This window comes from Paenibacillus sp. UNC496MF (assembly GCF_900113915.1).
Taxonomy (GTDB): domain Bacteria; phylum Bacillota; class Bacilli; order Paenibacillales; family Paenibacillaceae; genus Paenibacillus_Z; species Paenibacillus_Z artemisiicola.
In genome coordinates this window covers 183045-209343 of record NZ_FORE01000008.1, presented here as the reverse complement: position 1 = coordinate 209343, position 26299 = coordinate 183045, and the positions used below count along the sequence as shown (strand labels likewise).

Below are 26299 nucleotides of genomic sequence, written 5' to 3'. Positions count from 1 at the left end.
CTATTTGCTGTGCAGCACTTCCGGCGTCGTGAGCTTGTCGTAGAAATCGACGACCTTGTCCTTGTCGTCGGACTCGCGCAGCGCCATCGCGGAGCGCGGATGCTCGTCCAGCATGCCCGTGATCATGTACGGGATGATGTAGCCCCACTCTTCCTTCTCGCGCAGCGGCACCATGTAGCGCTCAATCATGTCGAGCACCGGGCGCACGTTGTACTTCGTGTTCTTCAGATGCGCGACGAGCAGCTCCGTCGGGCAGTTGCCCGCCGCGCGGCCCATGCCGTACACGGACGCGTCGAGCAGTTCGACGCCATTGTCGACCGCGGTGAGCGTGTTCGCGAACGCGAGCTGCATGTTATTATGCGTATGCACCCCGAGGCGCTTGCTCGGCAGGTGCTTTTTGAATTTGGAGATCAGGTATTCGAAATCCTTCGGATCCAGGCTGCCGTAGGAATCCACCACGTACACGACGTCGACGACGCTCGCTTCGATCAGCTCGAACGCTTCCAGCAGCTGGTTCTCCATGACGTTCGAGAGGGCCATGATGTTCAGGGTCGTCTCGTATCCGCGGTCGTGAAACACTTGCACGAGCTCGAGCGCCTTCTCCACGTCCTGGACGTAGCACGCGACGCGGATCAAATCGAGCAGGCTCTCTTCGCGCGGGAGGATGTCGTTCTCGTCCACGCGGCCGATGTCGACCAGGGCGGACAGCTTCGTATTGAGCTTATGCGGAATGACCTTGCGCAGGAAGTCGTCGTCCAGGAAGCGCCACGGGCCTGCCGAATCCGCGCCTTTGAGCAGCTTCGGGGAGTTTTTGTAGCCGATTTCCATATAGTCCACGCCGGCGTCGTTCAACGTTTGATACAGGTGCTGAACGAAATCGATGCTGAAATCCCAATTGTTGACGAGTCCGCCGTCGCGGATCGTGCAGTCGACGATTTTGCAATTACTGTTCTTTGCGGTCATGTGCGTGTACTCCTTTAGCCCATACTTTTTTTCCATCATACTTGAAATTCGCCATGAACGCAAAACAATTTTTTACCGCTTTAAAGCGTATACGCGTTGCCGCGTTCCGTCAGATCATCGTATCCGCGCGCACGACCTCGTCGAACTTCTCGGCCGTGATCAGGCCGCTTCGGACGGCCGCTTCGCGCAGCGTCAGCCCTTCCTTGTGGGCCGCCTTGGCGATGGTCGCGGCATTCTCGTACCCGATATGCGGATTCAGCGCCGTCACGAGCATGAGCGATTCGTTCAAGTACCGTTCGATCGCCTCGCGGTTCGGCTCGATGCCGACGGCGCAGTGCTCGTCGAACGAGCGCATGGCGTCGCCCAGCAGCCGCGCGGACTGCAGGAAGTTGTGGATGATGACCGGCTTGAACACGTTCAGCTCGAAATTGCCCTGGCTCGCGGCGAAGCCGATCGCGGCGTCGTTGCCCATGACCTGGCAGACGACCATCGTCAGCGCCTCGCACTGGGTCGGGTTCACCTTGCCCGGCATGATGGAGCTGCCCGGCTCGTTCTCGGGAATGCGCAGCTCGCCGATGCCGCAGCGCGGGCCGCTCGCCAGCCAGCGGACGTCGTTGGCGATCTTCATGAGATCCGCCGCCAGCGCCTTGAACGCGCCGTGCACGAAGACGAGCTCGTCGTGGCTCGTCAGCGCCTGGAATTTGTTCGGCGCGCTGACGAAGCGCTTGCCCGCGTAGCCGCCGATCGCTTCGGCGACCTTCTCGCCGAACCCCGCCGGCGCGTTCAGCCCCGTGCCGACGGCCGTGCCGCCGATGGCCAGCTCGCGCAGCTCCTCGCGCGCCGCGCCGATGTTCCGCTCCGCCTTCTCCAGCATGCGGACCCAGCCGCCGATCTCTTGGCCGAGCGTGAGCGGCGTCGCGTCCTGCAGATGGGTGCGGCCGATCTTGATGATGCCGGCGAACGCGTCGCGCTTGCGCTCGAGCGTCTCCTTGAGCTGCGCGATCGCCGGCAGCACCGTATCCTCGACCGCGATCAGAGCCGCGACGTGCATGGCGGTCGGGAACGTGTCGTTGGAGCTCTGCGAGCGGTTGACGTCGTCGTTCGGGTGCATCTTCGCGTCATGGCCGGCCTCGGCCAGCAGCTGGCCGGCCCGGCGCGCGATCACTTCGTTGACGTTCATGTTCGACTGCGTGCCGCTGCCGGTCTGCCAGACCGCGAGCGGGAACTCGCCGTCCCACCGGCCCGCGAGAATCTCGTCCGCCGCCGCCGCGATCGCGCCCGCCTTGGCTTCGTCGAGCTTGCCGAGCCCGCCGTTGACGGCCGCCGCCGCCTTCTTCAAATACGCGAACGCCCGAATGAGCTCGCGCGGCATTTTCTCCGTGCCGATCTTGAAATTATGGAGGCTTCGCTCCGTCTGCGCGCCCCACAGCCGATCCGCCTCGACCTTGATTTCGCCCATGGAATCCTTCTCGATCCGATACTCCATCGTCCTTGCCCCTTCCGCTTTATAATGGCCGCTTCGCTTCCCGGCCGCTTGTCTTGTCCGGGTCGCCCGCGCGGCATACATCCGTTATTTCAAGTAAAGAGGCGATGCATGAAACACCATGCGCCGCCTCTATCCATGATTGCCTATTTCAGGGTATGCGATACGGACGGCGTTTAGGGCTGCGCCGGGAAAAGCGCCCGCAGCGCGGCCGGCAGCGGCCGGCTCGTCCGCGAGGCCGCGTCCATCGTCACGCACGTGACGAGCGCGTCCGCGCACCGCTCTCCCGCCCGGTTGACGATTTCCTGCTTCAGGACGTAGCTCGTTCTCCCCGCCCGTTCCGCCTCCGTCGTCACCGTCAGCCGGTCGCCCTGCCGGCATTCCTTGCGGTAATTGATGTTGACGTTCACCGTCACCGTCTGGATGCCCAGGGCGCCGAACGCGTCGTAGTCCAAGCCCGCGCGCTCGTACCATTCCTCCCGGCCCCACTCCAGATACTCCAAGTACTTGGCGTTGTTCACGTGGCCGTTGACGTCGATTTCCGTCGAGCGGACCACGATTTCCAGGCTGACGCCCGCCATGCTTCCCACGCTCCTTCGCGGCCGGTCTTCTGTTCCGGCCCGATTGCCACCTATGTTAGCGCGAGGGGCGCCGGATGTCAAAGCCGGCTTAGGGCGAACGCGCCGGAGAGGACACGTGACGCCGGAAGGCGTGCGTTTCTGAGCGGGACGGGATGCCGGAAGACGTATAATCGGGCGGGACGGCGCATCGTGCCGCAAACGCAAAAAACGCCGCGGGCGGCGGCGTTTCGGGCGGACGGTTCAGTTATCGGCATCCATTTGGACGCCTTGCCGGAGCGGCAGGGAAGCTTGAACGCGCGCGAACAGCGCTTCCACGGCGTAGACCAATCCCATAACCGCGAGCAGGCCGGCGATCGAGACCGCGACGGAAGCGGGCGCGACCCACAGCTTATCGGGATGCCCGAAAAACGGGATGAGCGCCACGGCGATGATCGGCGGGGCGTTCAGCTTCAGCGCGCGAACGAGCCAAATCATGACGAGCGTGCTGCAAAATAGGGACACCATGCCGCCGTGAAGGGCGTAGGCAGCCGTACCGACCGCCGCCGACAGCACCGCGCCTCCGGCGATGCCGAACAGCTCCGGCATTCGCGGGGAACGGGTAATGAACAGAAACCCGAAGGCGCCGAGCGTCGGGAAGAACAGCATGTGCATCCCCGGGGAATGCGAGGAAAGCCAGTACACGAACATTATATACAAACCGAGGCCGACCGACCGAATGACCACTTGCGCAACAATCCTTTCCCCCGTTAAAAGTCACCGTGATAAACCTGACATGAAAATCACACTTTTACGAGCGTAAATCAGATTGTCCCCCGCGTCAATGGTAAATTCATCGGTGTTATCCAGACCCGCGAAGCGGCCTGCACGACCGAGCCGTGCGGACGGGAAATCCGCTAAAGCGGCGTTTGGACGTCGTTTCGGCGCCTAGCGGCCACAGACGCGGTTAGTTGCCGAACACGACGCCAACCTACGCGAGCGTTACTCCGACAGCGGAACCTAGGGCCGCTCAACCTTCCGATGCGCCGTTGGACGCCGAATAAACGGCTGCCGCGTCCGCCCGTTCCCGCGGTCGCCCCATCCTCGATTCCCCATCCTTGTCGCCCGGCTCTTCCGTTCATCGCCGCATACAACCTCAAGTCCCGCAGTACGTCCGGTACGGGCGGGCCGCGGGTTCCGGCGGCGCTGCGAAGGCCGCTTGCCCGGGCGCATGGGCGTACGGTTCCGCAAGCGCCGCGAGCAGCCGCTCCAGCACGCCGTAATCGCCCTGCTCGGCCGCCGCGAGCGCCTCCTCCACCCGGTGGTTGCGGGGGATGACCGCCGGATTGGCGGCGCGCATCGTCCGTTCGGCGTCCTCCGCCGATTCCGCCTGCCTGCCGCGCCTCGCCTGCCACGACTCGCGCCACTCGGCGAACGCCGCCGCTTCCAGCAGCGCCGAACCGGCCGTCCGCCCGTGCGTCAGCGCGAGGAACGTATCCGTGTAATCAGCGCGGTGCCGCTGCATCAGCGCGAGCAAATCCTGGACCAGCGCCTCGTCCTCCGCTTCTTCGCCGAACAGGCCGAGCTTCGCCCGCATGCCGGCCAGCCAGCGGCCGTGGTACAGCTCCGGGAACGCCGCGATCGCTTCCTCGGCCAGCTCCACGGCGCGCTCCTCGTCCTCGGCGAGCACGGGCAGCAGCGCTTCCGCCAGCCGCGCGAGATTCCACGCCGCGATCTGCGGCTGATTGCCGTAGGCGTAGCGCCCTTGGCGGTCGATCGAGCTGAACACCGTCGCCATGTCGAACGCGTCCATGAACGCGCACGGCCCGTAATCGATCGTCTCGCCGCTGATCGCCATGTTATCGGTGTTCATGACGCCGTGGACGAAGCCGACGAGCTGCCATTTCGCGATGAGCGCGGCCTGACGGGCGACGACCTCGCGCAGCAGCGCCAAGGCGCGGTTGTCTTCCCGGTCATGATCGGGATAGTGGCGCTCCAGCGCGTAATCGACCAGGATGCTGAGTTCCCCGGCCGGCCGCGCGGCGGAGACGTATTGGAACGTGCCGACGCGCAGATGGCTGGCAGCCACGCGGGTCAGCACCGCGCCGGTTAGCTCGCTCTCGCGGATGACGGCGTTGCCCGTCGTCGTCACGGCGAGGCTGCGCGTCGTCGGGATGCCGAGCGCGTGCATCGCCTCGCTGATCACGTACTCGCGCAGCATCGGGCCGAGCGCCGCGCGGCCGTCGCCGCCGCGGGAGTACGGCGTCCGGCCGGCGCCCTTCAGCTGAATGTCGAAGCGCGCTCCCCCCGGCGCGAGCTGCTCGCCGAGCAGCACGGCCCGCCCGTCCCCCAGCATCGTGAAATGCCCGAATTGATGGCCCGCGTAGGCCTGGGCGATCGGCTGCGCCCCTTCCGGAATCCGGTTGCCGGCGAAAATCTCGGCGCCTTCCCCGCCGCTCAGCGCCTCGGCATCAAGGCCGAGCTCCCCCGCCAGGCGCGCGTTGAACAGCGCGATCTTCGGCGCGCTGACACGCGCCGGCGCCTGCTCGGCGAAAAACGCGCGCGGCAGCCGCGCGTAGCTGTTGTCGAAATGCCATCCCGCCGCAGCGGTCGTTTGGTGTTCCTTCGTCATGCGATCTCCTTCTTCCTGCGTTCGTCGGTATCGTTCCCTTATTATACCCGTTCCTCGCCCGCAAGGCGCGCCCCGGCGCAAAACCGAAAAAGCGGCCCGGCCGGCTCTTGCGCCGGGCGAGATCGCGCTCGGCGGCTAACGCCTCTGCGCTCCTTTCGGGAAGGCCGCCGGAACGCGGCAAAAAGCCGTTCCCGGCGGGCCGGCCGCTTGGCGCCGCCCCCCCCCGGGAAAGGCTTATCGTCCATACGATGACGTCCTCGATTCTATCGCGGGTTACGTCCTCGTATTTATCGCATTTTACGTCCACCATGCTATCGCCGCGGTTTTGCTCTCGCCGAGATGTTCATCCATCCGGCGATGTCCGGCGCACGGCCGCCATTTCCCGCCGAAGCGCGGGCCGCGCCTACCACTCCGCGAACGAACCGTCCTCGTAGGCCAGCCGCGGCGTATCCCAATCGCCGGCGTAGCCGCGCTCGACCAGCGCTTCTTCGTTGATCTCGATGCCGAGGCCGGGACCTTGCGGCACGGCGATCGTGCCGTTCTCCACGACGAACGGGCGCTTCAGGTAGCCTTCGCCGAGATCCCATTTCTCCGCCATCGACGGATGCTCCTGGATGAGGAAATTCGGGGTGCAGGCGTCGAGCTGCAGGCAAGAAGCCAGCGAAATCGGCCCGAGCGGGTTGTGCGGCGCCACGGAGGCGTAGTGCATCTCGGCCATCGCGGCGATTTTGCGGCCCTCGAAGATGCCCCCCGCGTGGCACAGGTCCGGCTGGACGATGGCGACGGCGCCTTTCTCCAGCGCTTCGCGGAAGCCCCAGCGGGTGAAGAGCCGCTCTCCGGTCGCGATCGGAATGCTCGTCGACTGCGCGACGCGCACGAGCGCGTCGACGTTCTCCGGCAGCACCGGCTCCTCGATGAACATCGGATAATACGGCTCGAGCGCGGCCGCGAGCCGGATCGACATCGCGGGGCTGACGCGCCCGTGGAAGTCGATGGCGATGTCGAGGCCGCTGCCGGCCGCTTCGCGGATCGCCGCGAACTTCGCGACGACGCCTTCCACGAAGGCGAGCGAATCCACTTGGCGGACCGGCGCGTCGACGCCGATTTTGATCGCGTTAAAGCCCTGCTCCATGCGCTTCTTCGCGTTCGCCGCGATGGTCTCCGGCGTCTCGCCGCCGCAGTGGCTGTACATGCGGACCGTCTCGCGGACTTTGCCGCCGAGCATTTCGTAAACGGGCATGTTGTAGAACTTGCCCTTGATGTCCCACAGCGCCTGCTCGATGCCGCTGATCGCGCTCACCAACACCGGGCCGCCGCGGTAAAACGTGCCGCGGTACATGATTTGCCAATGGTGCTCGATGCGCAGCGGGTCCTGCCCGACCAGGTAGCGCTTCAGCTCCTCCACCGCGGTGGCGACGGTCAAGGCGCGGCCTTCGACGATCGGCTCGCCCCAGCCGGAGATGCCTTCGTCGGTCTCGATTTTCAAAAACAGCCAGCGCGGCTTCACGTGATACAGCTTCATGTCGGTGATTTTCATAACGGTTCTCTCCTCTTGCGAGTGTTGGATTCATCCTTCGTCGCCCGGCGTTCATCCGTTCGTCAACCGTTCGTCTGCCGATTCGTGCTGTTCGCCCGGCCGGTCCGGTCCGGTCCGATCCCGGACCGCCGCGCCTTACCCGCGCTCCGCCCAGACCGGCAGCAGCGCGCCGCCGTCCATGTACACCGTCGTCCCCGTCATGTACCCGGCCGCGTCGGAGGCCAGGAAGACGGCGGCCTCGCCGACTTCGCCGGTCGTCGCGAACCGGCCGAGCGGAATGCGCGAAGCGATGCTCGCGACCCGCGCGCGCTGCTCGTCGTCCTTCGGTTCGGCGAGCTGCGTGTAGCCCGGCGCGATGCCGACGACGCGAATGCCGCGGCCCGCCAGGTCGAGCGCCATGTTCTTCGTCAGCTTGTTGACCGCCGCCTTCGCCGCGGCGTACACCGTCGCGTTCGACCACGTGCCTTCCGCGTGGTTGGAGCTGATGTGGACGAGCACGCCCTTCGTGCCCTGCTCCGCCATGAGGCGCGCGGCCCGCTGCGAACAGAAATACAGGCCCTTCAAGTCCGTGTTCATCACCTCGTCGTACAGCTCCGGCGTCGTCTCCAAGAACGGCCGCATCCGCGTAATGCCGGAATTCGCCACGCTGACGTCCAGCCGTCCGAACCGCTCGCGGAAGCCGGCGAAGAGCCGGTCCACGCCGTCCACCGTCGAGATGTCCGCCTGCACCGACTCCGCCCGCGCGCCGAGCGCGCGGATGTCCCGCACGACGGCCTCCGCCAGCTCTGCGCTGCGGTTATAGTTGACGCACACGTCGTAGCCCGCGCGGGCGAACGCCAGCGCGATGCCTCGGCCGATGCCCCGGCCGGAGCCCGTTACCAATGCCACTTTCCGTTCCACACCCCATCCCACCCTTTCGAAGCGCTTTCATCGTGCCGTGTCCGGACTCGGCCGGACCCGCCGCTAGCCTTTCAAACCCGTGAACGGCACGCCCTTCCCGATGAGCCTTTGGCATGAGACGATGATGATCATGAGCGGAACGGTCGCGATGACGAGACTGGCCATGATGACGTTCGGTTCGCCTCATGCTTTGCCGCTGCCGGCTTCGCTTGTTTCGTCTTCGCCGCCTCCGCCGCCAGCCGGGTCGGCACGTTTTGCGGCCGGCCGATCGCGAAGCTGTGTGCGGGCATGTAGGCTCTATATACGACATGGCCGTCGGGGATTCCTGTCGCCCGCAGCAAGCCGGCGATCTCATATTGCAATTTTTCCATGCGGGTTAGAACGCCTCGTCGGTTTCCGGCGCGGGGCTAGATTGAGCTTGCTCGATCTAGCCCCCCTTCTTCTTGATCGGCGGGATTCCGGTCATGCCACTGCAGACGGGAGTGTCCATAGATAGAAGCATGCAAAAAAGGGACGCGCATCCGCAGATGGCGTCCCGTGTGAAGCTGCCGGCCGGCTCGCGGCCGGTTACCGGCTGCGCAGCTTCGAGAGCAGGCGGAGAATTTCGACGTACAGCCAGACCAGCGTCACGACGAGCCCGAACGCGCCGTACCACTCCATGTACTTCGGCGCGCCGCGTTCCGCCCCTTGCTCGATAAAATCGAAATCCAACACGAGGTTCAGCGCCGCGACGGCGACGATGACGAGCGAAATGCCGATGCCGATCAGGCTGTTGTCGTGCAGATACGGCACGTTGACGCCGAACAGCCCCAGCACGAAGCTGGCCAGGTACACGAGCGCGATCCCGGCCGTAGCCGCGAAGACGCCGAGCTTGAAGTTTTCGGTCGCCCGGATGATCCGCGTCTTGTACGCCGCGAGCAGCGCGAAGAACACGCAGACCGTTATCAGCGCCGCCTGCATCGTGATGCCGCCGTACGCATACTCGTATTGCGCGCTTAGCGCGCCGAGGAACGCGCCTTCGAGCGCCGCGTAGACCGGCACCAGGAACGGCGCCGTGCGCGGCGCGAAGCTGATGACGAGCGCGCAGATCAGACCGCCGATCGCCCCTCCGATCGCGTAGGGCACGACGTCGAGCCCTTTGAAATATTGGTTCCAGACGGCGAACGCCGCCCCCAGCAGCACCGCGAGCGTGATGAACGTTTTGTTCACGGTGCCGTTGATCGTCATGCGGCCGGATCCGGAATAGGACCCGTGCCGGTCGAACGTCTTGTCGTTCAAGGTTGGATTGCCGCTTCGGCCTAGCATAAAAGAACCACCCCATCGGTTAATTTTTCCTAATTATAGCATATGCCCGTCCCGGTAGGCGCTATACCTTTTTATAAAGACGAGCGTGCTGTTAGGCAGCGAGATGGCAGCTCGGGGCGAAATCGGCGCACTTACCCACCGTTGAAGGTTACTCCATCTCCCTCTTGCGCCCATTCGGTGCTTTAGGCGGACACGAGAGCCGTTATCTCCAACAAAAGCGGGAATTCGAAAGTTGGGCGGACACAGGAGCCTCTATTGATCCGCATCGGCGCGTCCCCGGCATCCAATCGGACGAATAGCGGAACGTATGGCCGTCAAACGTGAAAAAGAGCCTAAAACGCGCAAATAACGGATCTCTTGTCCGCTTGCCGGCCGGAGACGCCATCGTGCGCCGGTACCGGGTCGGAAGCGCTCGGCGCTTATCATGTCGGCAAGGACACCATCTTCGATGAGTCCCAGCCCCCGGCCTCTGACGCGCTCGCTCCAAGCCTGCCCCGTCCCCAAATTCACCGGCCTTTGGCAATCTCGCGCCAAGCCTGCCCCTCAGCGTCCAGCCTTAGCCGCCCCTTTCGATCCGCTCGTATTCCTCCATGAACGCGAGCTGCACCCCGGCGAACATATAATCGTACAGGAACAAGAGCAGGAAGAAGAAAAACGACACCCACAGCGCGTTGACCAGCAGTCCGAACAGGACGTTCAAGAGCACCGCCTTGACGATCAGGCTCGTCGTCGACCGCGTGCGCCGTTTGAACGACCCCAGCGCCAGGGGAAACGCTTCGCGAATGCCGCAGTTTTTGGCGACGAGCGTAAATTCCAGATAGACGAACCAGACCCGCAGGATAAGGAAGGCCAACAGGCTCACGACGGCGCCGACCCCGCGGAACAGCAGCACGGCCAAGGCGCCGCCGGCCAGGATGACCGCCAGCACGAGCAGATCGAGCAGCAAAAACCGCGTAAAGTACCGCGCGCCGTAAGCGCGGAACGCCGCCAGCGTCAGCGGCCGCCCCGATGCCGCGTCGCGCAGCAGGCCGATGTAGCCGCCTTGAACGAACGCCTGCACGAGCAGGAAGAGGAGCAGGACGAGCAGCGCGGTCGCCGCGCTTCCGGCGGGCAAGCCGCCGCCCGCGCCCAGCTGCACGGTGCCGGCCATGAATCGCTGCTCCGTCACGGCGCTCACCGACGGCATGCCCATTTGAAAGGCGAGCTTGAACGTCATGTGCGGACTGCCTTGAAAGCCGTTCATGAGAATGCCGGCAAGCACGGACAGCCCGTCGAGGGCCACCGGCAGACCGACCAGCAGCGGATAGCCCGGCAATTTGCGAATGTTGCCCAGCAGCAACGCGATCGCCTCCTTTAGGAAATCGTTTCATCGTTCCTACACCCGTTTTGGGCTTGCATGCCCGATATCGGGCGCTAGCGTTACGCGTCCACCCGGCGTTCATCCAGCGTTCATTGATTAGTATTCGACGAAAGCGCATGCAAATCCCTTTCTGCCGCGGCGGCAGGTTTATCGCGCCGCCCGCGTCGCACCCGCGCGCGGCGCGAACCGCGCGTGGCGCGAATCGTGCGGACACAACAGCCATCGGCGAAAAAACCGCCGGCATCCGCCGGCGGCTTTCCCGTTTACTGATCGTTGTTCAGCGCCAGCAGCGCCATGCGCACCGCGCCTTCGGACGCGTCGGCCGGGGCGGCCACGCACCGCATCCCGGGATACGCCTGCCCCAGCAGCGCCTCGAACGCGTCGCGCACGTACGCGTTCTTCAGCAGCACGCTGCCGGCCAGCACGAGCCGGCCGCCTTGCATCGCGAGCCGCTCCGCGACCGGCCCGACGAGCTCGAGCAGCGCCGCGGCGCTCTTCTTCACGATCGCGAGCGCGGCGGCGTCGCCGGCGTCGCATGCCGGCGCGAGCAGCGTCGCCAGCGCGGCGACGTCCTTCTTGTTCGTGCGCTTGTCGTGCACGAACCCGACGAGCTCGCGGACCGACGTTACCCCGAGCCGCTCGTACACGAGCCCGGTGACGACGGTCGGCGGAATCCGGCCGTCGCCGGCCTTCGCGGCCGCCGTCAGCAGCTCCCGGCCGATGCTGTAGCCGCTGCCTTCGTCGTCGATCAAGTAACCGCAGCCCCCGGTCCGGTGCGTATGGCCGGCCGCGTCGCGCCCGAAGCAGATCGACCCGGTGCCCGCGATCAGAATCATGCCGACGGGGCTGTCCAGCGCTCCGCAGAGCGCGGTCTCGTGATCGCCGGTGATGAGCAGGCCGCCGGCATAGCCGCATTCCCGGACGTCGGCGGTCAGCCGCTGCCGCACGGCGGGATTGCTCACGCCGGCCGCGCCGACGCAGACGTACGCGAGATGCCCGAGCCCGCCGCACGCTTGCGCGATCTCCGCCATGATCGCCCGAAAGCTCTGCCGGATGCTCGCCTCGTCCTGCCCGTTATAATTGATCGCGCCCGACGTAAACCGATGCACCGCGCGTCCGTGTTCATCCGCGACGGTCACCGCGGTCTTCGTTCCGCCGCCGTCCATTCCGGCCACGTATCTCATCCTGCCCACGTCCTTCCTTCCCGTCCGTTTACCGCGAAGCGCCTGCGAAGCCCGCGAGCGGAATCCGCCCCGTCGGTTCGGCGTCGCCGCCCAAGACGGTAATCAGCGAATCAAGCGCGAGCGGCGTGTACTCGAAAGCGGCGAGGCCGCATACGCCGGCGGGCAGCGTCTCGAGGTCGTACGGCTTGCCGAGCGCGACCGCCGTCACGGCCTTTCCGCCTGCGGCCAGCCGCTCCATCAGTCGCAGCTGCCCGGGATTCTCGCGCCCGTTGTACAGCCCGACGACGACATGCGCATAGCCAGCCGACAGCGCCAGCGTCCGCTCGATCTCCGCCTCGTCCGGATCGATCCCGATCTCGGCGTGCGGCGCCTCGAACGCCGCGCCCATCGCGGCCGGGAACGACAGCCCCGCCTTCGCCCGGCTCGACGCCTGGTCCGTCCGGTAGGGCAGGCTGCCGGCGAAGAACGCATCGCCGCCGCCTTTGCGCACGGTCCGAACCACGCCGGCGACGAGACAGATGCTTTCCCGGCTCATGGCCGCGACCGCGCGGCGGTGAACGTCGCTGCCGACGACGGCGAGCTCCGCTTCTCCGCCGGGCTCCCTGGCGGCGACATACTTCGCCTTAACCGCCAGCACCTTGGCGAGCGCGTCGTCGATGACGGACTCCGCCAGCTCGCCGGACGCCACCGCCTGCTCGATCAGCTCCGACGCTTCCATGACGAGCGCCGGCGTGTGGCTGACGAAGAGCAGATGCACGCCGGCCTTCAGCGCGCCGAGCGCGCCGCGGGCGGTGCCGTAATACCGCTTGATCGCGTCCATCTCGAGGCAATCGGAGACGACGAGTCCGTCGAAGCCCAGCTCCCGCTTCAGCAGGTCCGTGACGATCGTCCTAGACATCGTCGCCGGCACGCGTTCCGCCTCGATGCGCGGGAAAAGAATATGCGAGCTCATGATCGCCTCGGCGCCCGCCGCGATCGCCGCGCGGAACGGCTTCAGCTCCAGCTCCCGCAGTTCCGCGAGGGTCTTCTCGATGACCGGCAGCCCGAGATGCGAATCGACGGCCGTGTCGCCATGGCCCGGAAAATGCTTCACGGCCGCCAGCACGCCCTCGTCCCGCAGGCCGCGCATCATCGGCAGCGCGAACGCCTCGACCGTCTCCGCCGCGTCGCCGTAGGACCGCACGTTGATGACGGGGTTCGCCTTATTATTGTTGATGTCCAGCACCGGCGCAAGGTTGAAGTTGATGCCGAGCGCGCGCAGCTCGCGCGCCGTCAGCCGTCCCGCGGCGTACGCGTTCTCCGGACGGCCGGTCGCGGCGATCGCCATCGCGCCCGGCGCGTTCGACGCGTCGGCCGGCAGCCGCGCGACGCGCCCGCCCTCCTGGTCGATGGCGATGAGCGCCGGATGGCCCGTCGCCGCCGTGATCGTCCGCTGCAGTTCGGCGCACAGCGCGCCGAGCTGCGTTTTGTTCGCCGCGTTAGGCGAGAATAGAATGATGTTGCCGATCTTGTAGTCCGCAATGAGACGCTTCAGGTCGCCGGTCATCGCCGCCGCCGGAAATCCGGTGACGATCAGCTGGCCGATTTTCGCCCGCAACGGGATTGCCTCCATACCGCTTGCCTCCTCTTACTCCCTAATACAGATGGTACGCCCGCTTCCTGTCCGCGAATTCGCGGCTTTCCTCCCGGAACCGCTCCAGCATGGCCTGCAGGTCGACGGGCTCGTCGCGGTAGAGCTTGTCGCCGCCGAGCAGGTCGATGAACGGCCGGGACCCTTCCTTGAACGGCGGCAGCCAGGCGAATTCTTCATAGTTGTCCTTCATCGCGTACAGCAGCGTGACGCCGGTCTCCACCGGCCGTACCGCGCGCGCGTCGGTCACGTGCAGCTGCACGCCGCCGCACAGCTCGCCCTGATGCTTCGAGGCGGTCGGCTTGTAATAGACGGGCCGGAACCGGACGCCGGGCAGCCCTTTGGCGTTCATCTCGTCCGCCAGCCGCTGCGGCTCGACGAACGGCGCGCCGATGATCTCGAACGGGAACGTCGTTCCCCGGCCCTCGGACAGGTTCGTTCCCTCGAACAAACACGTGCCGCCGTACAGCAGCGCCGTCTCGTAGCGCGGAATGCCCATGGAGGGCTGCACCCAGACGCGGTTCAATTCCGGGAAGCGCATCTCCCGCGACCAGCCCTCGCACGGCACGACGTGCAGCTCGGCGTTCCAGCCCGTCTCGTCGTTGGCCATCCTCGCCAGCTCGCCGACGGTCAAGCCGTAGCGCACCGCGAGCGGATAGTTGCCGACGAAGGACCGGTACCCCGGCTTCAGCACGTTCCCTTCCACCGTCACGCCGTCCAGCGGATTGAAACGGTCGAGCACGATGAACGGCTTGCCCGCCTTCGCGCAATCCTCGAGCGCGTAGAGCATCGTATAAATAAACGTATAATAGCGGATGCCGACGTCCTGGATGTCGTACACGACCGCGTCGACCGCGTCCAGCATGTCCGGCGCGAGCCGCTTGGAGTCCTTGCGGTACAGACTGTACACGGGCACGCCCGTCTGCGGATCCGCGTACGCCTCCACGAGACCGCCCGCGTCTTGGTCGCCGCGCACGCCGTGCTCGGGCGAGAAGAGCGCCGTCAGGTTAAAGCGTTCGTGCAGGATGCCGATAGTGGGGACGAACCCGCTGCTCAGACCGGTCGGCGACGTGATGAGGCCGAGCCGCTTCCCCCGGAACAGCTCCGCATACCCGCCGATCCGGTCGATCCCGTTCAGCATCATGCGAGCGAATCCTGGCGCAGGCGCATCGTTTCCTCCGGCACCATGAACGTCTCGGCGTACTGCTTCCGCGCCTCGATGCCGCGCACGCGGGCGAGGTGCTTGTAATATTCCAGGTACGGAAACGACTTGCTGCCGGTCACGAACCAGTGCTGCGAGACGGCTTTAACCCACAGCTCGTAAGCTTCCTCGTCGAAATCGACGTAGACGTACGGCTTGTAGTCGACCGCGTCCTCCCAATTCTCCGCGTAGTAGAGCTTCGCGGCGAAGTGCGCCGGCAGCCCGCGCTCGAAGGACGCGAGCCCCGCGAAGAACCGCGCGTCATTGACGATCCGGTGCGTCGTCATATGGTCCTTGTGCATGCTGTTCTTGAAGTGCGTGATAATCACGTTCGGCTTCACGCGGCGAATGACGTCGCAGACGCGGTACCGCATCTCGTCGCTGTCTTCCAACTCGCCGTCCGGAATGTCGAATACGATCGCCTCTCCGCCCAGCATCGACGCGAATTGCTCCGCTTCCCGCACCTTCTGCGCCCGGTACTCCGCCATGTCGCGTCCCGCCGGCACGCCGCGTTCCCCGGCCGTCAGCGCCAAGGTCGCGATCTTGTCGCCCTTCAGGGAGTGGCTCGCCAGCACGCCCCCCGCCGTCAATTCCGCGTCGCCCACATGTCCGCCGATCGCCAATATCGTCAACCGCTGCTCGCTCATTCGTTAAAACTCCTTCCGCATGATCGCAAAATGTTTGACCGTCTTGAACCCGGCTTTCTCGTAGATTCGGACGGCCGGATTCTTGATTCCCGTATAGAGCGACATGTATTCCGTGCCGATCGCCTTGAACGCCTCGCACAGCCGGAAGAACAGCAGGCTTCCGAGCCCGTGCCCCTCATGGTCGGGATGCACCCCGATGCCGGCGAAATAACCCCGCCCGTTCGCCTGCCGGATGACCGGCCCGGCGAAGCCGGCGGCGATCCCGTCCCGCGCGGCGACGACGACGGGCACGCCGTCCGCCGCGCACCGCGCGATCTCGCGCCGCCAGAGCGGGTTGTCGAACCCGTCCAGCATCGCTTCGAGGCCCGTATGCCGCCGCGGGCCGAACAGCTCGACCGCATAGCCGGCCTCGGCGGCTTGCGCTTCCTTGGCGGTCATATCCGCGGTCCACGCGAATTCGGCCAAGTTCACGTACATCGCGCACTCCTGCGTCCGCTCCGCGTAGCCGTGCCGCAGCAAATAATCGTGCAGCGGACTGCCGACCGGCACGCCCGGCGCGTTGTTGTGCTCGTGCTTCGGCGTGCCGGGCACGTACCACGGCAGCATCATCGGATTGAAGAAGAGCACGTCCGCCTGCCGCTTGCCGAGCGCCCGGAAGCGCGACTCCACCGCGTCCAACAGGATGGTGTAAGCGCCATCATTCCGGTATGCGCCGGACAATACGATGCACGTGAGATACCCCGCCACGTCGCCTAGCGGCAGGTCGTCGCCCGCCGCGCCGCACGCGAAACCGGCGACTTCTTCGTCCGCGCCGAGCAGCACGAACGCCGCCTCCGGATCGAAGTGCGGATCGGACGCGAAGATCCGATCGAAGCTCGCCGCGTCCAACTCCTTGTAATCTTCCTTGACCGCTTCCCGGTTCCACAGCTTGACGATGCCATCGGCAAACCGATGCTCGAAAGAGGCGATCCTCATTCGCTATCCCTCCGCTTCGCTGGTAGTTGGCGATGCCTGCGTCTTCGCTTCGGGAAGCCCTGCGCCGTCCGCGCGCTTCGCGCCGCGCGCGGGCGCCGTTTACCGAAGACGCCGCAACCCTAATACGAAATCTTGCCCATGACGACGGGCCGCGCCGCGCCGGTCACGCTCGGCAGATTGTTCGTCCGCCGCGCGATTGCATAATCGGCCAGAAGCGCGAACGCCACCGCTTCCTTCGCGTCGCTGCTGCCCCCGACGTCCTCCTGAACGAGCACCCGCACGCCGTGCGGCGCCAGCTCTTCCTTCAGAAACCCGATCAGCGCCGGGTTATAGCTCCCTCCGCCGCCGACCAGCATGACGTCCGCCGCCCGCTTCGGCAGGACGAACCGCCGGTACGCGTCGCCGATGGACCACGCGGTCAGCATGGTCACGGTCGCGACGAGGTCCGCGTCGGCCATGCCGCGGCCGCGCGCATCCGCCAGCAGCTCCTCGACGTAGGCGGCGCCGAATCGCTCGCGGCCCGTCGACTTCGGCAAGGGCTGCGCGTAGTACGGCTCCCTCCGGAGCCGTTCGAGCAGCGCGCCGTCGACGCGTCCCGCGCGGGCGATCTCGCCGCCGGCGTCCATCGTCCGCGCTCCGCCGCTCAGCCGCGTCACGACGCCGTCGATCAGCATGTTGCCCGGCCCCGTGTCGAACGCGAACACGTCGTCCGCGCCGCCGCCCGCCGGCAGCACGGTCATGTTGCCGATGCCGCCGATGTTTTGCAGCAGCAGCGTCCGGTCCGGCTCGCGGTACAGCAAGTATTCCGTGAACGGCACGAGCGGCGCGCCTTGCCCGCCGACGGCCATGTCCGCCACGCGGAAATCGGAGACGCACGGGATGCCCGTCCGCGCCGCGATGACCGCGCCTTCGCCGATCTGCACCGTGAAGCGCAGGTCGCGGCCGTCCTCGATGTACGGCTCCGGCGCGTGGTAGATCGTCTGCCCGTGCGAGCCGACGACCGCGATGTCCGCCGGCGTCAAGCCCGCGTCCGCGATGACCGCGAGCGCCGCCTCGGCGTAGAGCTCCCCGAGCCGGACGTTCATCCGGCCGACCCGGTCGACCGTCGCGCGCGCCGGGTCGAACAGCGCGAAGATCTCCTCCCGCACCCGCGCCGGGAAGGGCGTATTCGCGAAGGCGACCAGCTCTGCGGCCGGCCCCCCGCTTCCTTGACCGTCTTCGCTCCGGCCGCCCGCGATCCGCACGACCGCGGCGTCGATGCCGTCCACCGACGTGCCCGACATCAGGCCGACGACGTATCTGGCTTGGCGCGTCTCCGCGCGTTCCGCCGCCATGTCAGCCTTTGACCGCGCCGACGGTCACGCCCTCGAGGAAGTACCGCTGCAGGCTGAAGAACAGAACGAACATCGGCAGGGCGGAGATCGTCGCGCCCGCCATCATCGGCGCGAAGTACGTCGTGTTCGCGAAGCGGAAGTTTTTGAGGCCGACCTGGATCGTCTGCATGTCCATCGTGTTCGTTACGAGGAACGGCCAGAAGAACGTGTTCCAGCTGTCCATGAACGTCAGGATCGCCATGACCGCGAGCACGGTCTTCGACAGCGGCAGGATGATCCGCAGGTAGATTTGGAACTGGCTGCAGCCTTCGATCTTGGCGCTCTCGATGATCTCCTTCGGAATCGAGGACATGAACTGCTTCGCGAGGAAGATGTTGTAGACCGTCACGAGCCCCGGCACGATCAGCGCGGTATACGTGTTCTGCAGCTCGAAGACGTTGACGATCAGAATGTAGAGCGGCACCTGCGTCACCTGGTACGGAATCATCATGGCGATCAGCAGCAGCGTGAACAGGAACGCCCGGCCGCGGAATTTGACCTTGGAGAACGCGTAGCCCGCCATGCTGGCGAAGATGACGTTCGAGATCATGACGCTGCCGGCGACGAGCAGCGAATTGACCAGCCACCGGAGGGAATACTCGCTGTAATCGAAGAAAAATTTATAGGACGCGAACGAGATCTTGGTCGGCCACAGCGAGTAGCTCATGGCGCCCGCTTCGACGGGATCGCCGAGCGACGAGATGATCATGAAGTAAATCGGGAAAATCGTGGCCAGCGCGAACAGCAGGAGCAGCACCACGATCGTGCCGTTGCGGAACCGCTTGGGCATGCTGCGGTCCGGGTAGTTTTTGTACAGCGACATCGGCGTTGCCTCCTTCCTCAATACTCCACTTCTTTGCCGAAAAATTTAAATTGGATGAGCGCGACGACGGCGATGAGCGCCGCCAGGATCAGCGACTGCGCGGCCGCCTTGCCGAACTCGAAATATTTGAACGCGTTGTTGAAGATCAGCAGGCCGACCATCGTGGTCGCGTTGTCCGGGCCGCCGCCGGTCATCAGGTACGCGTTCTGGAACACCTGGAAGGAACCGATGACGCCCGTCACGAGCAGGAACAAGGTCGTCGGCTTCAGGCACGGCACGACGATGTAGCGCAGCTTCTGCAGGAACGTCGCGCCGTCGAGATCCGCGGCTTCGTAGTAGCTCGTATCGATGCCGAGCAGCGCGGCCAAGTAGATGATGATGCTCGTGCCGTGGCTCGACAGCCACGCCATGAGCACGAGGGAGAACATCGCCGTGCTGCTGGAGCCGAGCCAATTCTGGTTGTGAACGCCGAACAGGCCGAGCAGCCGGTTGAAAATTCCGGATTCCATCGGGTCGAACATCCAGAGCCAGACGACCGACAGGGCGACGCCGGACGCGACCGCGGGGAGATAATAGACGGCTTTGAACGTCGTTTGGAGCCACTTCTTGAGCGGCAATATGAGAATCGCCACCGCGAACGACAGCAGCAGCGCGACGGGCACGGTCAGGACGGTATACACGATCGTGTTGCGGATCGATTTCCAGAACAAGGCGTCTTTGAACGTTTCGGTGTAATTGTCGAAGCCGGTGAACGCGGAGCCGAGCGGCTTGTAGTCCTGAAAGCTGATGATGAAGGCGCTGGCGACCGGATAGGCGGTGAACAGCGCGAAGACGACGAGCGCGACGGCGATGAAGGCGTAACCCCAGCCGTTGTCGCTTTCCAGCCGGCGTTTGAAGAACGTTCTCTTGGTTGGTTGGTTCATAAGGCAGCACCTCTTTTCGGCGATCGGATCAATGAATGCGGGATAAAAAGAGTTCGGATAGCCGCCTTGGACGCAAGGGGGCTATCCGAGGGGCTATCCGAAGAGGACGATCAATCCTTCACGACGCCGTCATCGCCGAACGCGTCGACGGCCGCTTTCTTCACGGCATCGTACATGTCTTCGGGCGAAAGCTCGCCGGCCAGCAGCGCCTGCAGCTTCGGAACGATGACTTCGTCTTCGAGCTTGATCGCTTTCGCGCCGAGCTCGACCGGGATGTCCGGACGGGCCGGAGCCGCGTGGGACAGCAGCGTCGTGACCGCGGCGACGTTGTCCGGATTGCGGTTGACGGTCATGCTTTCGGCTGCCGTACGGCCGGTTTTGGTAATATGCGCGACGAACAGGTCGTTGTTCGTGGTCGCCGCGACTTTGCCGCTCGCGAGGAAGTACGCCGCTTTGACGACGTTCGCTTTATGCTCGGCGGACGGCTCTTTCTTGCCGCGGAACGTTACGTAACCGTCGACGGCGACCGACGTGACCGGCGGCTGGCCGAGGAAGGACGGAACCGGGAGCACGATGTAGTCCGTTTTGATGCTGCCTTTGACCGCGCTGCCGTCGTTCGCGTCGATCTTGGCGTTGTTTTGGTTCGCGGAGTTCTCGAAGGTCGCGAGGCCCTTGCCCGTGATCATCGTTTGGCCCGTCAGGAACATGTTCCAGCGCTTGCCCGCGTCCACGGAGCTGAGCTCCTTCGGCATGGAGCCGTCGTCGATCAGCTGGCGGATGTCCTTCAGCACTTCCAGGTAGTTTTTGCTCGTGTACGCGTATTTGTTGTCCGTCGTGAACGCGTTCGGCATGCCGGCGTTCTTGACGAGAATGTTCAGATAGTCCTTGGACGCGACGCCCGCGGTCGCGAACACGAAGCCGTAGCGGGACGTCTTGTCCCCTTCCTTCACGACGCCCTTCTTGATGGCTTCGCGGAACTCGTCGTAGGTCCAGCCGTTCTTCTGCACCGCCTTGTAGTCGATGCCGGCTTTCTCCAGGAATTCCTTGTTGCCGCCGAGCGCATGCGCTTCCATGTAAGCCGGGAAGCCGTAGACGCCGTCGCCGTTCTTCATGTATTCCATCGGCGCCGGATCGAAGTCCGCGAGCATGTCGGCCGTCGCGGCGTCCTTGATGTCCATCAGCATGCCCTGCTGCACGTACTTGGAAATGCCGTCGGAGCCGATGAACGCGATGTCCGGCGGGCTGCCCGCGTTGACCTGCGTGTCGAGCTTCTGGGTCATGTCCTCCCAGCTTGCCGGTTCGATCTTCAGCGTCAGGTTCGGATATTGCGCGTTGAAGTCCTTCGCCATCTGCTCGAAGTTGTCCTGGTACTTCGGCGAAACCGGCGGCAGGAGCGCGGTGATCGTGTCCTTCGCTTCGGCCGCGTTGCCGGAGCCCGCGTTGCCGCCGGCGTTGCCCGCGCTGCCTTCGTTGCCGCCGTTATTGGAGCCGCAAGCCGCCAGCGTCGTCACGGATAAACCCAAAGCCAATACGGATGCCAACACACGGGATTTCGTCTTCATAGGAATAATCCTCCTTAAGGATTCAGCTTTAGAATGTCCTGATCAAATCTCGTTAACCGACCTTCGTGCAATTCCGGATGGCGGCCTTGAGGCTGCCTTCGCTGCGGGCCAGCTCCCGCTCCGCGTCCGCGGCGTCCAAACCGGTGACGATCATCATAATGGCGAGCTTGCAATTCATGGACGCTTGGCGAAGCGCTCGTTCGGCCGTTTCCGAATCGGCTCCGGTCGCGGTCTGAATGATCCGCACCGAGCGGTCGTTCAGCTTGATGTTGCTGGCCTTCAGATCCACCATCAGGTTGTTGTAGGTCTTGCCCAATTTCACCATTGTACAGGTCGTCAGCATGTTGAGCACCAATTTCGTCGCTGTACCCGCTTTCAAACGGGTCGAGCCCATGATGACCTCCGGGCCGACGACCGGCGCGATGCAGACGTCGCACGCCGCTTCGAGCCTGGAGTCCTTGTTGTTCACGACGCCGATCGTCTTCGCGCCGAGCTCCGCCGCCCGCTTCAGGCCGGCGATGACGAACCTGGCGCTCCCGCTGGCCGAGATGCCGATCACCGCGTCTTTCTCTGTAATGCCGCAGCGATCGATTAAGGCTACCCCCTCCTCCGCATTGTCTTCAAACCCTTCCACGGCGACACGCAGCGCGATATCCCCGCCGGCAATATATCCTTGCACCAGCGATGGGTCCGTCCCGAACGTCGGCGGAATCTCCGATGCGTCGAGCACCCCTAATCTGCCGGAAGTGCCCGCACCGATGTAAAACATCCGTCCGCCGTTCTTCAGCAGCCCATGAAGAATATCGACCGCCTTCGCGATCCGCGGAATTTCTGCGGCGACCGCGGCCGGCACCTTGGCGTCCTCTTGGTTGAGCAGCCGGACCATCTCCTCGGTCGTGCATTCGTCGATCATCAGCGTGTCCTGGTTAATCTTCTCCGTAGTCAATCCCGCTAGATATTCGTTCATAACCATTCTCCTACCTTAAGTCGTGATGTTAGTTTATCTAACACACTTTCTGTTTCTCAAGTCCCATATTACGTCGAGTTGCCATATCCGTCAATAGATTCTGAAATAAAATTTTACTCTAAAATTATTATTTGATTTAAAATTTTGGACAAGGCCGAAAAAAAGACATGTCCAGCGCTAGCTTTCCCATGTCGTTTTCCCGTTATTTCCGGTGTTCGGCGCCTATTTGCGGTGCTTGCCCGATAGAATGTTGTGCGTCTTGGCGAGGTACTTCTTCACGTGCTGGTATTCGGCGCTGGCTACGCCCGCGAACAGCATGTCGACGACCGTCAGCATCGCGATTCGCGATCCCATGGCGCCGCTGCGCATCGTCAGCTCCGGCGTCGAGATGCTGAGCAGAATGTCCGACTTGTCCGCCAGCTCGCTCTTGTTGTACTTGGTGATCGCGATCGTCGTCGCCCCGTTCTTCCGGGCCAGCTCCAGCGCGTCGAGAATTTCGACCGTGTCGCCGGAGTTCGAGACGAAAAACGCGACGTCGCCTTTGCCGAGCAGCGTGGCCGCGGTCAGTTGGCTATGGCTGTCGGTGTAGGCGTGGCACATCTTGTTGATGCGGCTGAACTTCTGCTCCGCGTCCTGGCAGACGATGCCCGACGCGCCGACGCCGAAGAAGACGATCCGGTTGCTCTCGCGCAGCACCTTCACGGCCTTCGTCACCTGGTCGCGGTCGATGACGCTGAGCGTATCCTCGATGGACTTGATGTTGTTCCGGGCGATATTGGAGATGATGATGGGCAGGTCGTCGCCGGGCTGAATATCGGTATATTGGTCCTTCTGTTCCTCGTCCCTGGAGCCGAGCGAAGCCGAGATGCTGACGATGAAGCTTCGGTAGCCGCTGTAACCCAGCGTTTTGCAAAAGCGAAGCACGGAGGCATCGCTCGTCTTGCTCATTTGGGCAAGGCTCTTGATGGAGAGATGAGGCACTTCGTCCGTATTCTCCAAGATGAAATCGGCAACCAGCCTCTCAACGGGCGTCATGCTGTCCTTCATGTCCCGAATCTTGATCAATATGTTGTCGTTTATCGCCATGTCCTGTCCCTACCCGCCTAGTTTGTCCTCTCGAATTCCCTCTTATCTTAAGCGGATTCATGGCAAAACACAAGGGAGAAACGACGCGCGGCGTCACCTTTCGGCGCGTTCCGGGTTTGCCTTATTAGAAATTTTATTTCAAAACAAAAATTCATAGTGAAATTTTAAATCTATTTTTTATTGTTGGCGCGGAGGCTGCGTGCTATAATGGCCTCAGATCGGCGCCGCGCTTTCGCGGCCGTCAACAGGATGCGAACAGGAGTGGATTTCATGACGCAAGCAAGCCTCAAAATCGCCATTATCGGTTCCGGCAGCACGTACACCCCCGAACTCATCGAAGGCATGATCAAACGCAAGGACGTTCTCCCCATCGGCGAGCTCGTCCTGATGGACATCGACGAGCGCAAGCTGCGCATCGTCGGCGAGCTGTGCGAACGGATGATAGCTGCCGCAGACATGCCATGCCGCGTCAGTAGGACGCAAGATCTCGACGAGGCGCTGCGCGGCGCCGACTTCGTGCTCGGCCAGATCCGCGTCGGCAAGCTGCCCGCGCGCGTGCTCGACGAGAAGATCCCGCTCAAGTACGGCCTCATCGGCCAAGAGACGTGCGGCATCGGCGGCTTCTTCAAAGCCATGCGCACCATTCCGGTCATGCTGCATGTCGCGGAGCGCATGAAGGCGCTCTGCCCGGACGCGTGGCTGATCAACTTCTCCAACCCGGCCGGCATCATCACGGAGGCGATCCTGAATCATACGGACGTGAAGATGCTCGGCCTTTGCAACGTGCCGTACAACATGTTCAAGAGCATCCGCGAATCGCTCGGCCTCGACCGTCCGAACATCGAATACATCGGCCTGAATCACCTCAGCTGGATCACCGGCATCGAGCAGGACGGCAAGGATTACTTGAAATCCGCGCTGGAGATGGGCCTGAACGGCGAGACGATGAAGAACATCCCGGCCAGCGGCTTCGGCAAGGAGCTGATCCGGATGGCGGGCGCGATCCCGTCCTCCTACCTGGAATATTACTATTTCAAAGACAAGAAGCTGCAAATCGTCAAGGACATGGAGCTGTCCCGCGGCGAGAAATGCATTCGAATCGAAGAAGAGCTGCTCGGCATCTATGCCGACGCCGAGCTTCATTCCAAGCCGGAGCTGCTCGCCTCCCGCGGCGGCGCCAACTATTCCGAGGTCGCCATCAGCCTCGTCGACGCCATTCATAACGACAAGCAGGAAGTGCACGTCGTCAACCTGCTGAATAACGGCGCGCTCGGCTTCATGCGCGACGACGACGCGGTCGAAGTCTGCGCGGTCGTCGGCAAGGACGGCGCGAAGCCGATCCGGATCGAAGGCTTCGACAATCCGCACATCATCGACTACATGCGGATGGTGAAGGCGTACGAGCGCGAGACCGTCGCCGCCGCCGTCTCGGGCGACGAGGACGCGGCGATGCGCGCGCTGCTGATGAACCCGCTGGTCGGCGACTACAACGCGGCCCGCGGCGCCTTCGACGAACTGAAAGAAGCGCATAGGGCGTACCTGCCGCAATTCTTCAAGGAAGAAGCGAACGTCTGATGGACGCCCGGTACGTCATCGGGGTCGACGGCGGCAACAGCAAGACCGATTATTTCCTGTTCGGCCTGGACGGCCGGTTCGTCGATCATCTGAACGCCGGCACGTGCAGCCACGAGCGGTTCCCGGACGGCTACGACGGCGCCTACCGGGTCATGGCCGAACAGCTCGGGAAGCTGCTCGGGCGCAACGGGCTGACGATGGCGGACGTCGCCGCGGGCGCGTTCGGCCTCGCCGGCGCGGATGTTCCGTCGCAGAAGGAGCGGCTCGGCCGCGTCGTCGAGCGCCTCGGGTTCGCGCGGTACGCCGTGGACAACGACTCGTTCCTCGGCGTGAAGGCCGGCAGCGAGCGCGGGTACGGCGTTTGCTCGATCAACGGCTCCGGCACCGTGGCCGGCGGCATCGCTCCGGACGGCAGCCGCCTGCAGATCGGCGGTATCGGCAGCGAGCTCGCCGGCGACGAAGCCGGCGGCTTCTACCTCGCGCGGCGGGTGCTGCGGGCCGTGTACGACGCGCTGTACCGGCTCGGGCCGGCGACGTCGATGACGGAGCCGGTCCTGGCGCTGCTCGAGGTTCCGGCGCGCGAGCGGTTCATGGAGTGCGCCGCGGAAGGGTCCGTCAAACGCACGCTGCCGAACACGGCGCTCATGCGGATTCTGTTCGCCGCCGCGGACGCGGGCGACGAAGCCGCCGTCGCGATCGTCGCGCATTCGGCGAAGCAGCTCGCCCATTCCGTCGCCGGCTGCCTCGCGCATCTGGACTTCGGCGACGAGCCGGTCGACGTCGTGCTGGCCGGCTCCGTCTGGGTCAAGGCGGAGAGCCCGCTCCTGCTCGAGCGGTTCAAGCGGCATGTCGCCGAGCTGTCGCCGCAGCGCTGCAGCTACACCGTGCTGCAGGTGCCGCCGGCGACCGGCGCCGTGCTGTGGGCGCTGGAGCTCGCGCACGGCCGCCCGGCGGGCGCGGACATGCGCCGGGCCGTCATCGCGAGCGTGACGGGACGGCCGTGATGCTGCGCGCGAGGCGCCCGCGGGTCGTTGCGGGCCAGTCGAGCGCAAGCCCCGTCGTCTCCGCTTGAATGGAGGCGGCGGGGCTTGTTGTTTTTGGCGGCGGCGGCGGGCGACTCGCGAACCTCCGGCGCAGCGGGCAAGACGCGCTGCGATCCCGAGCCTGCGAAGGAATATAAGCCCCGGCCACATTGCGATCGCCCCATAGCCCGCCGCCGCTTTGCGGACAAGAAAGCCGCTATTTTGAAGAATGGGCGGTATTTTCGCGTTTGGCGGTCACAGGCGCCGCTATTTGCCGATTTCCCGTCAGAACGGAGCCGTTTTCGGTTGAATAACGGAACGTGCGTACGCTCGATTCGAATAACGGGTAATTAGCGCGGAATAACGGCTTCTGTGTCCGCAACCCCCCCACGCTTCCTTGCCGAACCGACTCCTCGAGCCGGAAAGCCGCGCTTCCCCTCCATACTCACCGGGCAGCGCCCCACAGATACCCCGCCCCGCAGCGTTATTCGCCAGCCTATCCAGTCGTCCCGTGCTTACTGCCGTCATGCGTGCGCAACTGCCGTCACACTTGCCCGACTGCCGTTCCTTCGCTCGCTGCTTCCCGGCGCGGCG

At 64.3% G+C, this 26299-nt stretch carries 23 protein-coding genes; 2 read left to right on the top strand and 21 right to left on the bottom strand.

Going from position 1 to position 26299, the window contains the following annotated elements; genetic code table 11:
• The 21 genes from BMZ79_RS14885 to BMZ79_RS14790 form a co-directional block, all read right to left on the bottom strand.
• Window positions 1-963, bottom strand: a complete 963-nt coding sequence (locus tag BMZ79_RS14885) for an aldolase catalytic domain-containing protein (protein WP_090641319.1) — start codon at window positions 961-963, stop codon at window positions 1-3.
• Between the two features lie 109 nt (window positions 964-1072).
• Window positions 1073-2449: a class II fumarate hydratase gene (fumC, locus tag BMZ79_RS14880; RefSeq protein WP_090641317.1), complete on the bottom strand. Its 1377-nt coding sequence runs from the start codon at window positions 2447-2449 to the stop codon at window positions 1073-1075.
• 173 nt (window positions 2450-2622) lie between these two features.
• Window positions 2623-3027, bottom strand: coding sequence for an acyl-CoA thioesterase (locus tag BMZ79_RS14875; protein ID WP_090641316.1), 405 nt, complete (start codon window positions 3025-3027; stop codon window positions 2623-2625).
• Between the two features lie 240 nt (window positions 3028-3267).
• Window positions 3268-3714 (bottom strand): HPP family protein, encoded by a 447-nt coding sequence (locus BMZ79_RS14870; protein WP_256252750.1) that lies wholly within the window; start codon window positions 3712-3714, stop codon window positions 3268-3270.
• Between the two features lie 445 nt (window positions 3715-4159).
• Entirely contained in the window at window positions 4160-5635 is a 1476-nt protein-coding gene (locus BMZ79_RS14865) for a protein adenylyltransferase SelO (RefSeq protein ID WP_090641314.1), read from the bottom strand.
• 403 nt (window positions 5636-6038) lie between these two features.
• Window positions 6039-7172 (bottom strand): galactonate dehydratase, encoded by a 1134-nt coding sequence (gene dgoD, locus BMZ79_RS14860; RefSeq protein WP_090641312.1) that lies wholly within the window; start codon window positions 7170-7172, stop codon window positions 6039-6041.
• Window positions 7173-7307: 135 nt separating this feature from the next.
• Window positions 7308-8072: an SDR family NAD(P)-dependent oxidoreductase gene (locus tag BMZ79_RS14855; protein ID WP_177222148.1), complete on the bottom strand. Its 765-nt coding sequence runs from the start codon at window positions 8070-8072 to the stop codon at window positions 7308-7310.
• A gap of 128 nt (window positions 8073-8200) precedes the next feature.
• The gene (locus BMZ79_RS33615; RefSeq protein WP_143088959.1) at window positions 8201-8443 is read right to left on the bottom strand and encodes a hypothetical protein; all 243 of its coding nucleotides are present in this window, start codon (window positions 8441-8443) and stop codon (window positions 8201-8203) included.
• Between the two features lie 196 nt (window positions 8444-8639).
• Window positions 8640-9377: a Bax inhibitor-1/YccA family protein gene (locus tag BMZ79_RS14850; RefSeq protein WP_090641310.1), complete on the bottom strand. Its 738-nt coding sequence runs from the start codon at window positions 9375-9377 to the stop codon at window positions 8640-8642.
• Window positions 9378-9933: 556 nt separating this feature from the next.
• Window positions 9934-10716 (bottom strand): hypothetical protein, encoded by a 783-nt coding sequence (locus BMZ79_RS14845; protein ID WP_090641309.1) that lies wholly within the window; start codon window positions 10714-10716, stop codon window positions 9934-9936.
• Between the two features lie 284 nt (window positions 10717-11000).
• The gene (locus tag BMZ79_RS14840) at window positions 11001-11921 is read right to left on the bottom strand and encodes an N-acetylglucosamine kinase (protein WP_090641308.1); all 921 of its coding nucleotides are present in this window, start codon (window positions 11919-11921) and stop codon (window positions 11001-11003) included.
• A gap of 28 nt (window positions 11922-11949) precedes the next feature.
• A complete protein-coding gene (locus BMZ79_RS14835) occupies window positions 11950-13533 on the bottom strand; it encodes a glycoside hydrolase family 3 protein (protein WP_090641307.1) in 1584 nt (527 codons plus the stop codon).
• 22 nt (window positions 13534-13555) lie between these two features.
• Window positions 13556-14695, bottom strand: coding sequence for an exo-beta-N-acetylmuramidase NamZ family protein (locus tag BMZ79_RS14830; RefSeq protein WP_090641305.1), 1140 nt, complete (start codon window positions 14693-14695; stop codon window positions 13556-13558).
• Window positions 14692-15399, bottom strand: a complete 708-nt coding sequence (locus tag BMZ79_RS14825) for a PIG-L deacetylase family protein (RefSeq protein WP_090641304.1) — start codon at window positions 15397-15399, stop codon at window positions 14692-14694. Before BMZ79_RS14825 ends, BMZ79_RS14830 begins: the two co-directional genes overlap by 4 nt.
• A 3-nt stretch (window positions 15400-15402) precedes the next feature.
• A complete protein-coding gene (locus BMZ79_RS14820; protein WP_090641303.1) occupies window positions 15403-16374 on the bottom strand; it encodes a GNAT family N-acetyltransferase in 972 nt (323 codons plus the stop codon).
• Between the two features lie 119 nt (window positions 16375-16493).
• Window positions 16494-17708 (bottom strand): anhydro-N-acetylmuramic acid kinase, encoded by a 1215-nt coding sequence (locus BMZ79_RS14815; RefSeq protein ID WP_090641301.1) that lies wholly within the window; start codon window positions 17706-17708, stop codon window positions 16494-16496.
• A gap of 1 nt (window position 17709) precedes the next feature.
• Window positions 17710-18570: a carbohydrate ABC transporter permease gene (locus BMZ79_RS14810; RefSeq protein WP_090641300.1), complete on the bottom strand. Its 861-nt coding sequence runs from the start codon at window positions 18568-18570 to the stop codon at window positions 17710-17712.
• A 17-nt stretch (window positions 18571-18587) separates the two neighbouring features.
• Window positions 18588-19493 carry a carbohydrate ABC transporter permease gene (locus BMZ79_RS14805; RefSeq protein ID WP_090641299.1) on the bottom strand — a complete coding sequence of 302 codons (906 nt, stop codon included), beginning with the start codon at window positions 19491-19493 and terminating at the stop codon, window positions 18588-18590.
• A 110-nt stretch (window positions 19494-19603) separates the two neighbouring features.
• Complete coding sequence (locus BMZ79_RS14800) at window positions 19604-21055, bottom strand: ABC transporter substrate-binding protein (protein WP_090641297.1); 1452 nt, start codon at window positions 21053-21055, stop codon at window positions 19604-19606.
• A gap of 52 nt (window positions 21056-21107) precedes the next feature.
• On the bottom strand, window positions 21108-22022 hold the full coding sequence (murQ, locus tag BMZ79_RS14795; protein WP_090641296.1) for an N-acetylmuramic acid 6-phosphate etherase: 915 nt from the start codon (window positions 22020-22022) through the stop codon (window positions 21108-21110).
• Between the two features lie 222 nt (window positions 22023-22244).
• The gene (locus BMZ79_RS14790) at window positions 22245-23108 is read right to left on the bottom strand and encodes a MurR/RpiR family transcriptional regulator (protein ID WP_090641295.1); all 864 of its coding nucleotides are present in this window, start codon (window positions 23106-23108) and stop codon (window positions 22245-22247) included.
• A gap of 270 nt (window positions 23109-23378) precedes the next feature.
• Here BMZ79_RS14790 and BMZ79_RS14785 point away from each other — a divergent pair, with 270 nt between their 5' ends.
• Complete coding sequence (locus BMZ79_RS14785; RefSeq protein WP_090641293.1) at window positions 23379-24683, top strand: 6-phospho-beta-glucosidase; 1305 nt, start codon at window positions 23379-23381, stop codon at window positions 24681-24683.
• Complete coding sequence (locus BMZ79_RS14780) at window positions 24683-25687, top strand: N-acetylglucosamine kinase (RefSeq protein WP_090641292.1); 1005 nt, start codon at window positions 24683-24685, stop codon at window positions 25685-25687. The genes BMZ79_RS14785 and BMZ79_RS14780 overlap by 1 nt, the downstream gene beginning before the upstream one ends.
• The last annotated feature ends 612 nt before the right edge of the window (window positions 25688-26299 follow it).

Bases quoted from the DNA above. Each gene is read 5' to 3' on its own strand.
- BMZ79_RS14885 (WP_090641319.1), bottom strand. From the start codon at position 963: ATGACCGCAAAGAACAGTAATTGCAAAATCGTCGACTGCACGATCCGC.
- fumC (WP_090641317.1), bottom strand. From the start codon at position 2,449: ATGGAGTATCGGATCGAGAAGGATTCCATGGGCGAAATCAAGGTCGAG.
- BMZ79_RS14875 (WP_090641316.1), bottom strand. From the start codon at position 3,027: ATGGCGGGCGTCAGCCTGGAAATCGTGGTCCGCTCGACGGAAATCGAC.
- BMZ79_RS14870 (WP_256252750.1), bottom strand. From the start codon at position 3,714: ATGTTCGTGTACTGGCTTTCCTCGCATTCCCCGGGGATGCACATGCTG.
- BMZ79_RS14865 (WP_090641314.1), bottom strand. From the start codon at position 5,635: ATGACGAAGGAACACCAAACGACCGCTGCGGCGGGATGGCATTTCGAC.
- dgoD (WP_090641312.1), bottom strand. From the start codon at position 7,172: ATGAAAATCACCGACATGAAGCTGTATCACGTGAAGCCGCGCTGGCTG.
- BMZ79_RS33615 (WP_143088959.1), bottom strand. From the start codon at position 8,443: ATGGAAAAATTGCAATATGAGATCGCCGGCTTGCTGCGGGCGACAGGA.
- BMZ79_RS14850 (WP_090641310.1), bottom strand. From the start codon at position 9,377: ATGCTAGGCCGAAGCGGCAATCCAACCTTGAACGACAAGACGTTCGAC.
- BMZ79_RS14840 (WP_090641308.1), bottom strand. From the start codon at position 11,921: ATGAGATACGTGGCCGGAATGGACGGCGGCGGAACGAAGACCGCGGTG.
- BMZ79_RS14835 (WP_090641307.1), bottom strand. From the start codon at position 13,533: ATGGAGGCAATCCCGTTGCGGGCGAAAATCGGCCAGCTGATCGTCACC.
- BMZ79_RS14830 (WP_090641305.1), bottom strand. From the start codon at position 14,695: ATGATGCTGAACGGGATCGACCGGATCGGCGGGTATGCGGAGCTGTTC.
- BMZ79_RS14825 (WP_090641304.1), bottom strand. From the start codon at position 15,399: ATGAGCGAGCAGCGGTTGACGATATTGGCGATCGGCGGACATGTGGGC.
- BMZ79_RS14820 (WP_090641303.1), bottom strand. From the start codon at position 16,374: ATGAGGATCGCCTCTTTCGAGCATCGGTTTGCCGATGGCATCGTCAAG.
- BMZ79_RS14815 (WP_090641301.1), bottom strand. From the start codon at position 17,708: ATGGCGGCGGAACGCGCGGAGACGCGCCAAGCCAGATACGTCGTCGGC.
- BMZ79_RS14810 (WP_090641300.1), bottom strand. From the start codon at position 18,570: ATGTCGCTGTACAAAAACTACCCGGACCGCAGCATGCCCAAGCGGTTC.
- BMZ79_RS14805 (WP_090641299.1), bottom strand. From the start codon at position 19,493: ATGAACCAACCAACCAAGAGAACGTTCTTCAAACGCCGGCTGGAAAGC.
- BMZ79_RS14800 (WP_090641297.1), bottom strand. From the start codon at position 21,055: ATGAAGACGAAATCCCGTGTGTTGGCATCCGTATTGGCTTTGGGTTTA.
- murQ (WP_090641296.1), bottom strand. From the start codon at position 22,022: ATGAACGAATATCTAGCGGGATTGACTACGGAGAAGATTAACCAGGAC.
- BMZ79_RS14790 (WP_090641295.1), bottom strand. From the start codon at position 23,108: ATGGCGATAAACGACAACATATTGATCAAGATTCGGGACATGAAGGAC.
- BMZ79_RS14785 (WP_090641293.1), top strand. From the start codon at position 23,379: ATGACGCAAGCAAGCCTCAAAATCGCCATTATCGGTTCCGGCAGCACG.
- BMZ79_RS14780 (WP_090641292.1), top strand. From the start codon at position 24,683: ATGGACGCCCGGTACGTCATCGGGGTCGACGGCGGCAACAGCAAGACC.